Here is a 13508-nt window from a genome sequence, read left to right as displayed (position 1 = left end):
GGGCGCGTTCTTCGGCTACTGGGCCCGCAAGGAGGCGCTGCTCAAGGCGACCGGGCTGGGGCTGTCGGGTGGGCTGCGGCGGGTCGCGGTCAGTCCGCCGCACGACGAGGCTCGGCTGGAGTCCTGGACGGGCGGGGGCGCCCCGGAGGCGGCCTGGCTGACCGACCTGGACCGGGGGGCCGACTACCGGTCCGCGTTGGCCGTGCTCACCGACCGTCCCGTACGCACGGAGGTCCGCTCGCACGCCGACACCATCGCGCTCCTGCGTTCCTGAGGTGCGGCGGGCTCGCGGCACGCCGCGAGCCCGCACCGGTGTTCAGGCGCCGCGTGCCAGGTCGCGGCTGATCACGAGGCGTTGGACCTGGTTGGTGCCCTCGACGATCTGGAGGACCTTGGCCTCGCGCATGTAGCGCTCGACGGGGAAGTCACGGGTGTAGCCGTACCCACCGAAGACCTGGACGGCGTCGGTGGTGACCCGCATGGCGGTGTCGGTGGCCATGAGCTTGGCCATCGCCGCCTGGGTTCCGAAGGGGCGGCCCGCGTCGCGGAGCCGGGCCGCGGACAGGTACAGCTCGCGGGACGCGGCGATCTGGGTCGCCATGTCGGCGAGCATGAAGCCCACGCCCTGGAAGTCGCCGATGGCCGTGCCGAACTGGCGGCGTTCGCGGGAGTAGGCGAGCGCCGCGTCCAGCGCGGCCTGGGCCAGACCGACCGCGCAGGCCGCGATGCCGAGCCGTCCGGAGTCCAGGGCCGCCAGGGCGATGCCAAAGCCCCGGTCCCGTTCGCCGATGAGGGCGTCCGCGCCGAGTCGGACGTCGTCGAAGAGCACCCCGGCGGTGGGCGAGGAGGACATACCCATCTTGCGTTCGGGGGCGGCCGCGCCCAGCCCGGGGGTGTCGGCCGGGACGTGGAAGCAGCTGATGCCGCGCGCGCCGGAGTCGGGGGCGCCGGTACGGGCGAAGAGGGCGTAGTAGTCGGCCCGTCCGCCGTGGGTGATCCACGCCTTGGCGCCGTTGACGCGGTAACCGCCCTCGACGGGTTCGGCGCGGGTGGTGAGGGCGGCGGCGTCGGAGCCGGAGGCGGTCTCGGACAGGCAGTAGGCGCCGAGGAGGTCGCCGCCGACCATGTCGGGCAGGTGGGCGGCCTTCTGGTCGTCGGTGCCGAAGGCGGCCACGGGGTAGCAGGACAAGGTGTGGACGCTCACGCCCAGGCCGACCGCGAGCCAGCCGCGGGCGAGTTCCTCGACGACCTGGAGGTAGATCTCGTAGGGCTGGTCGCCGCCGCCGTACTCGCCGGGGTAGGGCAGGCCGAGCAGTCCGGCGGCGCCGAGTGTGCGGAAGGCGTCGCGCGGGAAGGCGGCGTTGTCCTCGTCCTCGGCGGCGCGCGGGAGCAGCTCCTTGTCCACGATCTCCCGGGTCAGCTCCAGGAGCTGTTCCGCCTCGGGTGTGTGCAGTGTGCGTTCGACCGCCATGAAGCCTCTCCCACGGTGCGGCGACCCACGGCCTATTTAGTAGGTCGTCCAACTATATGGTGACGAACGGCACCCTATCCCACAAGATCGATCACAGCGAAGCACGGGGCTGGACGACGGGGAAGCCTGGGCGCGATCGGGTTGACGGCGCGTACGGGTCGACGACCCGCGAACACCCGTCTGTACACACACCCCCCGCGCGTCCTACATTCCACGCATGGACCTGGAACTCCGCCACTTGCGCACCCTCTGCCTCCTGGCCGACACCGGCAGCGTGACCCGCGCCGCCGCGGCCCTGTCGACGTCGCAGCCCGCCCTGACCACCCAGCTGCAACGCATCGAGCGCGAGGTCGGCGGCCCGCTCTTCCACCGGGGGCGGTCCGGTGTCAGCCCGACCGAGCTGGGCGAGTTCGTCCTGGTCCGCGCACGCTCCGTCCTGCTGTCCATGGACGACCTGTTGAACGACATCACGGCGCGCCGCTCCTCCCCGACCACGCTCAGGATCGGCGGGGTGGGGCCGCTGGCGCTGGAGTTGTCCGCGCGGCTGCCCGAGGTCTTCCCCGGCGTCCCCGTCAACGTGCGCACCGAGTACTCCCCCAAACTGGTGACCGACCTGGTCCGCGCCGGCCGTCTGGACGTGGGCACCACCGTCGACTATGTGGACCGCGACCTGCCCGCCGACGGACCGCTCGCGTGGGCGGTGCTGGCTGTCGAGCCGCTGTACGTCGCGCTGTGGGAGAACCATCCCCAGGCCGACCGACCGACGGTGCGTCTGGCCGATCTCGGCGACAGCCCGTGGGCGCTCACACCGCCGGATGGGAGCGGCTGGCCGGAATGCTTCTACCTGGCCTGCCAACGGGCCGGGTTCACTCCGAACGTGCCCTTCCGTCTCTACGACCGCTCCGAGATCCACGACCTCATCCGCGACCACCGCGCCGTGGCCCCGTGCCAGTCGGACTTCGACACCTCCGGCGGCGTCGTGGTCCGTCCGCTGGCCGAGGCCCCGATCCGACTGCGCCACCTCCTGGTCTGGCGCCGCGACAGCCCGATCCACCAGGCCTCAGGCCGTGTCGCCCGGGCCGCGCGCGAGATTCTGGACCGCTCCCCGAAGTCGGTGGCGGCCCCCCGGCCGCGGACCGTCGAGGAGGACTCGGCGGGCGGCTCCCTCGGCGACTGACCCGCTCAGCGCCTCGAACGAACGGCGGCGCGCACCCACGGCAGCGCCGACCACACCGCCATCACCAGTCCGGCCAGGATCAGCGCCGCGGTGGCGATCCACTCGTGCGACCCGTCGGGGTGGTACACGCGGGTGTTCGCGCCGATGTCCACGGCCGCCGACACCGAGCCCTCCTCGCACGCGAAGTCACCGCCCGCGAGGTAGACCCACTCGCGCTCCACGGAACCGTCGTCGGCACGGTAGTCGCCGTAGCAGGTGCAAGACACGTGGCCGAAGTGGTTCACGCAGTCCTGCGCGGCCGCGGTGAACCGGCCCGGGTCGCCGTCCGCGCGCAGCGCTCGGATGCTCCGGTCCACGTTGCCTCCGCCCAGGTAGACGAGGAGCACACCGAGCAGCAGGACCACGATCGGGAAGGCGCCCACCCGACTGCGTGCCGCCCGGCGGCGGGTCACGCGGCGACCTCCGACGTCTCCTCCTGGTCGTCGACGCAGTCGCACACCATCGTGCTCCGGTCCTCGGGCCGGGGTCGCGCGTGCAGGTACAGGGCGACCACCATCGGGGCGAAGACGAGGGAGTTGTACAGCAGGTGCAGCTCCACGCGCGGGATGATCAGCTGGACGAGGCTGGTCGGAGCGTCCAGACCGGCGATGTTGGCCCCGATCAGGGCCTGGATCAGCAGCAGCAGGTGCTCGAAGTGGTGCCAGATCTGGATGCCGAGGGAGATCCACCACCACGTCCGGGAGCGCCCCGTGAAGCCCGGGAGCAGGAGGAACAGACCCGCGAGCATCACCAGCGCGTAACCGTAGTGCAGCCACTCGGAGGTGACCAGCCACGGGAAGGGGATGCCGAGCACGCCCCTGGCCTCGGGCACCGGCCAGTCCAGCGCGTAGATCTGCGCGGCCTGGGCCAGGTGTTCGGCCCAGTGCGCGAGCACGATCACCATGAAGATCCGCAGTCCCGCACGGTGGCCGCGGGTGTTGATCACGTCGACTCCGTCCCGGCATGCCCGGTAGGTGTTCTGTACCACGGCCATCGGCCACTCCCCAGGGTCGTCATCGGATGTCCGCTCCCCGTCCGTGAACCGTCGCGTTCGGGGTACGGCGCCATGTCCATCGTCGATCGCGCGTGACGTCCCGTCCTCTTCCGCGTTGCTCTACGGGACGTGGGTCCGCGCACGCGGGGAAAGCACCGACCGATCCCTCTATCCGAATTGTGGGACCGGAGGATGAGGAACCTCGATTTAGGTTCGTCGACCCGTTGGAGAGTGCCTTCGCACAGCGCCGAACAAGGAATCCGAGATACGGAAAAGAGCAATGCGGAAGACGTTCGGCGAAGAGAGCGTGGCAAGGATGGAGCGATGAGCGCCCGAGCGCCTCCGCCACGGCGAACTCCCCGCCCAGTGATCGCCATGCTGGTTCAGAACCACGTAGGAGAGAGAGTGCGAGAATCGGTTCGTCAGGCCGTCTCGTCCATACACACACGCTATTCCGAGCCGATCACCCTGGCTGATATCGCCGCCGAAGTCTTCGTCAGTCCCTTCCACCTGTCCAGGGTCTTCGCACAGGAGGTCGGTGTTCCCCCTGGCAAGTACCTCACCGCGGTTCGCATGTTCGAGGCCAAGAAACGGCTCATCGCCTCACCCATGACCGTCTGCGACATCGTCCACAGCGTCGGATACAACAGCGTGGGCACCTTCACGAGCCGATTCACCCGTGCCGTGGGGATGTCTCCGCGCCAGTACCGGCAGCCCGAGGTCGAGCGGCTGCTCGTGGCCGCGTCCGGCGGCTTCAGCCGCATGCCGCCCCTGGGGGAGCTGAACAGGGTCGGCCGGCGGCGTGTCGGGCACCGACACAACGCGGGGAGACTGAGCGGAGTCATCGAGCTCCCCCGACACCCCCCGGAGACGACCGTGCTGGTCGGCGCCTACCAGGAGCGCATCCCGCAGCAGGCACCGGTCGTGTCTCTGGCCCTCCCCGCGCACGGGCGTACGGAGTTCGCCCTCGCGGACGTTCCCCCGGGGGACTGGTCGGTCATCGCCATCGCCATGCCCGAGGGCACGACCCACAACCGGGAGGACGTCTTCGTCGGTTCCTCCCCCGTCCGAGTCGCCGTCCACGCGGGCGCCGACTCCCGTACCCGGATTCCGATGCGGCGGCTCGCCCCCACCGACGCCCCCATCGCGATCACCCTCGCGGACTCCCTGCCCCTCCCGGTCGAACGCCACCCCGAACGCCCTCCGGCGCTGGCCTGCGGCTGACCCCACGTCCCCGGGAGGCACAGTGGACCCCACCGCGCGGACACCGCGACGCCACGTACCACCCCAAGCGCCCAAGGCCCGTGTCAACGCACGAGGCCCTCACCCGGGGAACCGAACGAGCAACACCTGAACGGGACCGTCGGGCGGTATCCCACCTGAGCGGATTCGCGCACGAAACGGCGCGTGCCGGTGTGGGCCGGGCGCCGAGGCCCGCCTGCTCCGGCCGCTGTGCGCGCGCCCCGCATCCGCTCCGGAGGTGGGCCGCCCGACGCGGGGCCTTGCCCACGCGCTGGTCGGTGAGCACGCGCGCCACCCCGAGGCCGTAGTGGCGTGCGCCACGCGTATGGTGTGTACTCGCCAGTAACCTACCTTGGGTAGCACCCCGCACCACCCCGGAGCGGCACCTCCCCGCGCACGGGCCCATCCCCGCCGTAACACACCACGGACCCACAGGACACACCACCATGCGACCACTGAGTTCCCTCGCCGCGGCCCTGGCCGTCGCGATGTTGGCGACCTCCTGCTCCCTCGGCCAGTCGGGCGAGGGCGATGCCGACGCGGACAACACCCAGGGCGTGACCGACGACGCCGTGATCATCGGTACGCACCAGCCGCTCACCGGAGCGGCCGCGCCCGGATTCCGCCACGTGTCCAGCNGGCATCCACGGCCGCCGTATCGAGTACCAGGTCCAGGACGACGGCTTCGACCCGGCCCACACCCAGGAGGTCACCCGCACCCTCCTGGAGGACCACGAGATCTTCGCGATGCTCGGCGGACTGGGCACGCCGACCCACGAGTCGGTCATCGACGAGCTCAACGACCAGGGGGTACCGGACCTGTTCGTCTCCTCCGGCGCCCTGGCCTGGGACCAGCCCGAGGAATACCCCTACAGCTACGGCTTCCAGGTGGACTACACCCGGGAGGCCAAGGTCCAGGGACAGTTCCTCGCCGAGAACTTCGCCGGTGACGACGTCGCCCTCCTCTACCAGAACGACGACGTGGGCCCCGCGTCGCACGCCGGGATCGAGCAGTACCTGTCCGAGGAGATCGTGGCCTGGGAGTCCTACGACCCCGGGGTGCCCGAGCTCTCCGGTCAGATCGCGGCGATGAAGGAGTCCGGCGCCGAGATCGCCGTGTGCTACTGCATCCCCTCCTACCTGGGCCTGGCCGTCATGGAGGCGGCCGCGACCGGGTACGAGCCCCAGTGGGTGGCGCCCAGTTTCGGCGGCGACGTGCGGATCGTCACCGGTCTGATCGAGGAGTTCGCCGAGGGCACCCCGGCCGAGGACATCCCGCCCGAGGCCTTCCTGGACGGACTGATCATGACCGCGTTCCTGCCCATGGTGTCCCAGTCCGACGATCCGTGGACCGCGTTCTACCGGGACATCCACGAGCAGTACAACGAGGGCACCCCCTTCACCGACACCACGATCTACGGCATGGCGCAGGCGACGCTGTTCGCCCAGGTGCTCATGGAGGTGGGCCCGGACCTGAACCGCGAGGCGCTCCTGACCACCCTGAACTCCCACGAGTGGACGGGGCCGGGGCTGGTCCCCTTCGCCGCGAGCGAGGACGACCACAGCGGCTACACCGGGGTGATGGTCATCCAGCACCACGCCGGCGAGGAGATCGAGATCCTCCAGGAGCCCATGAGCACCGACGGCGGTGGCGGAGCGATCCTCGCGTTCGAGTTGGAGCGCCCCACACCCGACGAGGTCGTGCTCTCCGACGGCGACGCCACCGGGTAGGCCCCGGCCACGGGATCAGGCCAGTCGACCCGGCTCGGCGGGAAGCCTGAAGGTGAACACGGCACCGCCGAGCCGGTCGCTCGCCCCGACCGTGAGCGTCCCGCCGTAGTCCTCGGCGATCTCCCGGGATATGGGCAGCCCCAGACCGCTTCCACCGGGGTCGCGCTCACGGGATTCCCTCAGGCGCGCGAAGCGCTCGAACACGCGCTCCCGGTCCCTCTCCGGCACACCGGCTCCGTCGTCGTGGACCCGGAGCACGGCCGACTCCCCCTCGCGGTCGACGGTGATGTCGATACGTGACCTGGCGTGCCGCTCGGCGTTGGCGACCAGGTTGGTCAGCACGCGGGCCACACGCAGCCGGTTGGCGAGCACCCACACGGGACCGGCCGAGTGCACCTGGATCACGGGGCCGTTCCGTCTGCCGACGAGTTCCTCCGCCACCAGGGCGGACAGGTCCACGCGCTCGCTGGCGGCCGTCGCCCCGGTGTCCAGGCGCGCCAGCTCCAGCAGGTCGGCGACGATGTTCTCCAGCCGCTCGGTGTCGGCGAGCAGGGCGGTGAGCAGGAGTTCACGCGCGTGGGGGTCGGGCTCGGGGTCGGAGAGCTCGACCTCGATCCGTGTCCGCATCCCGGCGATGGGGTTGCGTAGCTCGTGGGAGGCGTCGGAGACGAACCGGCGCTGCTTGGCCANNCCGCGGGGAGCCGTTCGAGGCTGGCGTTGGCGGTGCGGGCCAGGTGGGCGATCTCGTCCTGGCTCCTCGGCACGGGAAGTCTGCGGTCGAGGTTGCTGGCCGACATGCGGTCCAGTTCCGCGCTGATCCGCTCCACGGGACGCAGAGCCCGGCCGACCCCGTACCAGGTGACGACGGCGGTGATACCGAGCAGCAGCCCCGACATACCGCCCATCACGATCTCCGGTGTGTTGGTCTCCAAAAGCGTGGGCCGAGGCGTGGCGGCCAGGACCCAGACGTCCCCGTAGGCGGACCCGTTGACCTCGTAGCCGACGACGAGCAGACACTCGCGGTCCCTGTGGTCCGCCTCGTCACCGCACATCGTGGTTTCGAAGCGGGCGGTGTCGGAGGTCGCGTCGGGTATGGCGAGGGGTGGCTCACCCTGTTCGGCCGCGCTGAACGCCAGCACCTCGTGGGTCTCGCGGTCGATGACCTGAATCCACAGGACGGGTGACTCGGCGGGGATCAGATCCTCGTACCGGCTGACGGCGATGTCTTCGATGACCACGCGGGCGGCTCGGGCCGCCTGGTCGCGATCCCGGTCCAGGACCAGTTCACGGACCGCGATGGCGGTCGCCAGCGACCACAGCCCGATGACGAGGATCAGCACCGCGACGGCCCATATGGTCACCCGGGCACGGATCGACCTTGGACGTATCCGACGCCACGTCGCTCTGGCTCTTCCGCCCCAATCTGACACCCGGCCATTGTTGCTCAAAGTGACGCACAAGTGTCGGATGGTGTCCGGTGTGGCGATGCGGATCTGGCCACGCAACCGTCCTGCGTCTTCCGTCCGGCGCCCTCAAGGGGGCGAGGACGACCGTGCCGACGACCCGGCGGCCAGGCGCATCGGCCGCCTCGGGGCCCGAGGACCGTGGCCACGACGGCGCCGGGCGATCGATCACGCCTCGTACGGGTCCGGCGGGTTGTCCACCGTCTCCCACTCCAGGGCGTCGAAGCGGTGCTCGCTGACGTCGACCAGTTCGCCCTCGGGCTCGACCCACGTGCCGCGCACCGTCCACCAGGTGTCGGCCTCCGGTTCGGGCCCTCCGGTGACGAGCACCCGGTTGACGATGGCGTCGGCCGCGCAGCAGGCCATCTGGAGCCGGGCCAGGTACCACCCCTCGCCCTCGTCATTGGGCACGGCGAACCCGGTCAGTTCGACCTCGCGACCGGCCAGCGCGCGCTCCTCGTCCACCCAGGCCCGCATGACGAACTGACGGATGTCCATGCGCACGACCTCGCCTGGCGCCGCCTCATCCAGCCCGTCGTCGAACCGGCCGGAGGGCGGGCCCTCCTGCGGTGCGCTGGCGGGCTCGCTCCGCTCGACGGTGTAGGAGCCCAGAGCCGGTGGGGCCACGACGAAGACCGCCAGGACCGGCACGAGCAGCAGCCAGGCCACACGCGGCGCCCGCGCGTGGTCGTGGCCGGCGCGTCCGCCACCGTCCGCACCCCCCTCGGCGGCCGCCACCGCGCACGCCGAGTGGTCCGCCCCGTCGTCCTCCGCGCGGCTCCCGCCGCGGATCTCCGCCGCCACCACCGCGACGCCGAGGGCCACCGTGACCACCCCGGCCGCGATCAGGAAGGGGCCGAACCCCGGTTTGACCCAGTTGAGGTACATGTTCGTGGGGACCGTACTGGTCAGGGCAGCCGCCCCCAACAGCACGAGGGTCAGTCCCTGGGCGATGCGGTTCACAGGAGCAGTCCTCCGATCACGAACGTGCTGAGTAGTCCGACCACCAGGCACAGCGGGGCGAAGCGGACGGCGAACCGCCAGCCGAACACCGCCGCCTGCATCGCGATGAGCTTGAGGTCCACCATCGGACCGATCACCATGAACGCGAGCTTGGCGGTGGGCGAGAAGTCGGTGAAGCTGAGCGCGACGAACGCGTCGGCCTCCGAGCAGATGGACAACAGGATCGCCAGAGCCGCCATGACCAGGACGGAGATCACCGGGGCCTCGGCGACCGACCCCAGCCACTCACGCGGCACGAAGATGTTGAGGCTCGCCGCCGCCAGCGCGCCGACCACGAGGTAGCCGCCCGCGTGCATCATGTCGTGCAGCATCGAGTCCCGGAAGACCACCCACCGGCCCGCCCCCTCCGCGTGGGTGGGAGTGGGCAGCCGCAGCCAGTCCGCTCGGCCGAACCGCACCCAGATCCAGCCGATGACCACCGACGCCAGCAACGACGCCCCGAACCGGGCCAGCACCATCTCGGGCTGTCCCGCGAAGGCCACCGCCGTGGCGATCATGACGACCGGGTTGATGGCGGGCGCGGCCAGCAGGAACGTGAGCGCGGCCGCCGGAGCGACCCCCCGCTTGACCAGGCTCCCGGCGATGGGCACCGAGGCACACTCGCACCCCGGCAGGAGCGCTCCGGACAGTCCCGCGACCGGAACCGCCGCACTGGGCCTGGACGGAAAGAACCGCTGGTAGACCGAGGCCGGCACGAACGCGGTGAGCGCCGCGGACAGGGCGACGCCGAACACCAGGAAGGGCAGGGCCTGGAAACTGATCGCGGTGAAGACGGTGGCCCAGGCGAGGAAGGCCTCGCTGGTCAGCTGGTCGGACAGCCAGGCGTGCGCCACCGCCATCGCGGTGATGAACAGGGCGAACAACCAGACGGTACCGGTCCTGCGCGCTCCGGTGCGGCGCCCCCAGTCCGAGGGCGGGAGTTCGTCCCCGCGTTCGTCCCACCCCACGGCGAGGGAGTCGCCCAGGGAGGCGTGCGGGGTGGAATCCGACGAGGGGGTCGGGGTCCGATCGGACACGGTGCTACTCCGAGTGGTCTGGCGGGATCTTCAGGAATGGTAACCGAAAACCGTTTTCGTTCGGGTCCGGCGGTGGCGGCCTGTGGACAACGCGGGCCGCCTCCGTTCGAAGCCGTCCGCGTCAGCGCCCGCCGCCGGCGTCCTCCCCCTCCCCACCGTCCTCGGGACGGTCCTGGTCGCCGGTCGGCACCACCGGATCCCCCAGTCTGACCCCGTGCTCGCGGACCACGTCCTCGGGCAGCGCGCCCGAGGGATTCCCCCAACACTGTACGTTCCTCAGGTCGGGCATCTTGGCCAGGGTGAACTGCGGATCCAGGCCGTTGCGGTACTGGCGGCCGTAGTCCGCCAGCAGGCGGAAGGCGACCCCGGACAGCGGCACCAGCGCGATGAGGTTGATCACCGCCATCACACCCATGAAGGCGTCGGCGAAGCTCCACACCAGGGTCAGCGGAGCCACGCTCCCGGCGAACACGGCCACCAGCACGAGCACGCGGAAATAGGTCAGGTGGCGCGGTTCGGCGTCGAGGAACCTCATGTTGGTCTGACCGTAGTAGTAGTTGCCCAACACGGAGGAGAAGGCGAGCAGGAACAGGATGACGGTGAGCGCGTGCACCGCCCATCCCCCCAGGCTGGTCTCCAAGGCCGCCTGCGTGACCTGGGCTCCCCCCACGCCTCCGTACTCCGGCTCGGGCACCAGGACGATGAACGCGGTCACCGTGCAGATCAGTAGGGTGTCGAAGTAGACGCCCAGGCACTGCACCAGTCCCTGCTTGACCGGGTGCGACACCGACGCGGTGGCTCCCGCGTTGGGGGCCGAGCCCAGACCCGCCTCGTTGGAGAACATTCCCCGTCGCATGCCCTGGACGATCGCCGCGCCCACACCACCCGCGACGAACTCCCGGAGACCGAACGCCGAGGCGAAGATGTCGCCGATGACCCGTGGCAGCTCGCCGATGTTGAGCGCGACGACGACCAACCCGAGCAGGACGTACAACAGGGCCATCCCGGGGACCAGCGCCTCGGTCACGTGGGCGATGCGCCGGACTCCGCCGAAGATGATGAGGGCCACGAGCCCGACCAGGACGAGTCCGACGACGACGTCCAGCACCCATCCGTCCGGCCCCCCGAGCTCCGCGACCGTGGTGGAGACCGCCGAGGAGATGCTGTTGGCCTGCACTGAGTTGAACACCAGTGGGAAGGTGATGATGAGGACGACGGCGAAGAGCGCGCCCATCCACCGCTGGCCGAGCCCGTGGAGCATGTAGTACGCGGGGCCGCCGCGGAACCCGGTGTCGGACCGCACCTTGTACAGCTGTGCCAGGGTGGACTCCACGAAGGCGGCCGAACCCACCACGGTCGCCATCAGCCACATCCAGAACACCGCTCCGGGTCCGCCCAGGACGATCGCGGTGGCCACACCGACGATGTTGCCCGTTCCCACGCGGGAGGCAGCCGAGATCGCGAAGGCCTGGAAGGAGGAGATCTCCCTCTTGCCGTCGGGGGCGATGCCCGGGCTGCTGCGGATGACTCGGAACATCTCCGGTAGCAGCCGGAGCTGGACGATGCCCGAGCGCAGCGTGAAGTAGACCGCCAGGACGATCAGGAGCGGGATGACGATCCAGCTCCAGAACACGTCGTTGACGGCGACGATGGCGTCGTTCAGGACGTTCACCCGTTCCCCTCCCGGCGGCGCGGTCACCCCGGACCGGGACCGGGGCCGTCCCGCCACTGTCCGTGAGGTCGGGTGCGCCGTGCGAGCGGGACACGCGAAATCCCGGCAAAGGACCGTCACGGTCCTGTCGCCCGCCCTATGCCGATGTCCCACATGACGGCGCGCCCACCTGTGGGGGCGGGGGATATGGCCCAGGTCACGTCCGGTCCCTACCGTTCGTCCCATGGAACCGAACACCGCCTCCTCCCCGGCCCCGGATCAGCCCAGGACATCCATCCTGCGCGTGGTGACGGCCAGCCTCATCGGCACGACGATCGAGTGGTACGACTTCTTCCTCTACGGCGCCGCCGCGGCGCTCGTCTTCAACCAGGTCTTCTTCCCGGAGGCCGACCCTCTGGTCGGCACCATGTTGGCGTTCACCACCTACGCGGTGGGATTCGTGGCCCGACCGCTGGGCGGTCTGGTCTTCGGGCACTTCGGCGACCGGATCGGCCGCAAACAGCTCCTGGTGATCAGCCTGCTGATGATGGGTGGGTCGACGTTCGCCATCGGCCTGCTGCCGACATACGCGGCGGTCGGCGTGGCCGCACCCCTGCTCCTCACGCTCCTGCGCGTCGTCCAGGGCTTCTCCCTGGGCGGTGAGTGGGGCGGCGCGGTCCTACTCGTCTCCGAACACGGGCGCCCGGAACACCGCGGCTTCTGGGCCTCCTGGCCGCAGGCCGGCGCGCCGGGCGGCAACCTGCTCGCCACCGCCGTGCTGGCGATCCTGTCCGTGACGATGGCCGACGAGACCTTCCTCGACTGGGGTTGGCGGGTGCCGTTCCTGCTGTCCGGGGTCCTGGTGATCGTCGGACTGTGGATCCGTCTCGCCGTCAGCGAGTCCCCGGTGTTCCGCGAGGCCCGCGAACGCGCCGAGGCCGCCCCAACATCGGAGCGCGCCCCCATCGTCGGCGTCCTGCGCGACCACTGGCGCGAGGCCCTCGTCGCCATGGGTGTGCGGATGGCGGAGAACGTGTCGTACTACATCGTCACCGCGTTCATCCTCGTCTACGCCACCCAGGAGGCGGAGCTGTCCAACGGGCAGGTGCTCAACGCGGTCCTGGTGGCCTCCGCGGTCCACCTGGTGACCATCCCCGCCTGGGGCGCGCTGTCCGACCGGATCGGCAGGCGGCCGGTCGTCATGGTCGGAGCGATCGGGATCGCCCTGTGGGGCTTCGCCTTCTTCCCGCTCATCGACATGGGCACCTTCTGGTCGGCGACTCTGGCCGCCACGGTGGGCCTGATCTTCCACGGCGCCATGTACGGGCCGCAGGCGGCCTTCTTCTCGGAACTGTTCAGCACACGGGTGCGCTACTCGGGTGCCTCCATCGGCTACCAGCTCGCGTCGATCGTGGCCGGTGGCCTGGCTCCGCTGATCGCGACCGCCCTGCTCGCCGCGTTCGGCTCCTCGCTGCCCGTGGCGCTGTACTTGACGGCCATGTGCGCCGTGACGCTGGTCGCGGTGGCGGTCGCGCGCGAGACGCGCGGCCGCGACCTGGGCGAGTCCACTCCCTCGGCGACCGTCCGCTGACCCCGGACGCGAAGGGGCTCGGGCCCGGCCGAAGCCGGACCCGAGCCCGATGTCATGCCCGGGGACCCGTGTCAGGGGTGCCCGTCAGCGCGGATCAGTACCGCGATGCC

At 70.6% G+C, this 13508-nt stretch carries 11 protein-coding genes and 2 pseudogenes; 5 read left to right on the top strand and 8 right to left on the bottom strand.

The window, feature by feature from the left end:
- Positions 1 to 274: 4'-phosphopantetheinyl transferase family protein (locus tag D471_RS0128750; protein ID WP_017601819.1), on the top strand; the 274-nt coding region annotated here is incomplete at its 5' end.
- A gap of 42 nt (positions 275 to 316) precedes the next feature.
- On the opposite strand, the gene D471_RS0128745 is transcribed toward D471_RS0128750, so the two are convergent.
- Entirely contained in the window at positions 317 to 1471 is a 1155-nt protein-coding gene (locus tag D471_RS0128745) for an acyl-CoA dehydrogenase family protein (protein ID WP_017601818.1), read from the bottom strand.
- 217 nt (positions 1472 to 1688) lie between these two features.
- Between D471_RS0128745 and D471_RS0128740 the strand changes: the two genes are divergently transcribed.
- Entirely contained in the window at positions 1689 to 2648 is a 960-nt protein-coding gene (locus D471_RS0128740; RefSeq protein ID WP_017601817.1) for a LysR family transcriptional regulator, read from the top strand.
- Between the two features lie 5 nt (positions 2649 to 2653).
- On the opposite strand, the gene D471_RS36740 is transcribed toward D471_RS0128740, so the two are convergent.
- A complete protein-coding gene (locus D471_RS36740; RefSeq protein ID WP_017601816.1) occupies positions 2654 to 3100 on the bottom strand; it encodes a hypothetical protein in 447 nt (148 codons plus the stop codon).
- Positions 3097 to 3681, bottom strand: coding sequence for a hypothetical protein (locus tag D471_RS0128730; RefSeq protein WP_017601815.1), 585 nt, complete (start codon positions 3679 to 3681; stop codon positions 3097 to 3099). Before D471_RS0128730 ends, D471_RS36740 begins: the two co-directional genes overlap by 4 nt.
- Before the next feature lie 405 nt (positions 3682 to 4086).
- Here D471_RS0128730 and D471_RS36735 point away from each other — a divergent pair, with 405 nt between their 5' ends.
- Positions 4087 to 4905, top strand: a complete 819-nt coding sequence (locus D471_RS36735; RefSeq protein WP_017601814.1) for a helix-turn-helix transcriptional regulator — start codon at positions 4087 to 4089, stop codon at positions 4903 to 4905.
- 464 nt (positions 4906 to 5369) lie between these two features.
- Positions 5370 to 6654 (top strand): annotated as a pseudogene (locus D471_RS36730) (ABC transporter substrate-binding protein).
- 15 nt (positions 6655 to 6669) lie between these two features.
- Here D471_RS36730 and D471_RS42575 read toward each other — a convergent pair.
- The 5 genes and pseudogenes from D471_RS42575 to D471_RS0128700 form a co-directional block, all read right to left on the bottom strand.
- Complete coding sequence (locus D471_RS42575) at positions 6670 to 7059, bottom strand: sensor histidine kinase (protein WP_338045368.1); 390 nt, start codon at positions 7057 to 7059, stop codon at positions 6670 to 6672.
- Between the two features lie 135 nt (positions 7060 to 7194).
- Positions 7195 to 7281: pseudogene (locus tag D471_RS42570) on the bottom strand (hypothetical protein); the annotation flags it as partial.
- A 1004-nt stretch (positions 7282 to 8285) separates the two neighbouring features.
- A complete protein-coding gene (locus D471_RS0128710; RefSeq protein ID WP_017601810.1) occupies positions 8286 to 9080 on the bottom strand; it encodes a TIGR03943 family putative permease subunit in 795 nt (264 codons plus the stop codon).
- A complete protein-coding gene (locus D471_RS0128705; protein ID WP_017601809.1) occupies positions 9077 to 10156 on the bottom strand; it encodes a permease in 1080 nt (359 codons plus the stop codon). Before D471_RS0128705 ends, D471_RS0128710 begins: the two co-directional genes overlap by 4 nt.
- Positions 10157 to 10277: 121 nt before the next feature.
- Positions 10278 to 11828, bottom strand: coding sequence for an alanine/glycine:cation symporter family protein (locus D471_RS0128700; protein ID WP_017601808.1), 1551 nt, complete (start codon positions 11826 to 11828; stop codon positions 10278 to 10280).
- Between the two features lie 223 nt (positions 11829 to 12051).
- Between D471_RS0128700 and D471_RS0128695 the strand changes: the two genes are divergently transcribed.
- The gene (locus tag D471_RS0128695) at positions 12052 to 13398 is read left to right on the top strand and encodes an MFS transporter (RefSeq protein WP_017601807.1); all 1347 of its coding nucleotides are present in this window, start codon (positions 12052 to 12054) and stop codon (positions 13396 to 13398) included.
- The last annotated feature ends 110 nt before the right edge of the window (positions 13399 to 13508 follow it).

The sequence above is a fragment of the Nocardiopsis lucentensis DSM 44048 genome (assembly GCF_000341125.1).
Classification (GTDB): domain Bacteria; phylum Actinomycetota; class Actinomycetes; order Streptosporangiales; family Streptosporangiaceae; genus Nocardiopsis; species Nocardiopsis lucentensis.
Note: the sequence above shows the minus strand (reverse complement) of the source record. Positions and strands in the feature narration are given on the sequence as shown.

Excerpts from the sequence above, each read along its gene's own strand:
- D471_RS0128745 (WP_017601818.1), bottom strand. The coding sequence starts at position 1,471 with ATGGCGGTCGAACGCACACTGCACACACCCGAGGCGGAACAGCTCCTG.
- D471_RS0128740 (WP_017601817.1), top strand. The coding sequence starts at position 1,689 with ATGGACCTGGAACTCCGCCACTTGCGCACCCTCTGCCTCCTGGCCGAC.
- D471_RS0128730 (WP_017601815.1), bottom strand. The coding sequence starts at position 3,681 with ATGGCCGTGGTACAGAACACCTACCGGGCATGCCGGGACGGAGTCGAC.
- D471_RS0128695 (WP_017601807.1), top strand. The coding sequence starts at position 12,052 with ATGGAACCGAACACCGCCTCCTCCCCGGCCCCGGATCAGCCCAGGACA.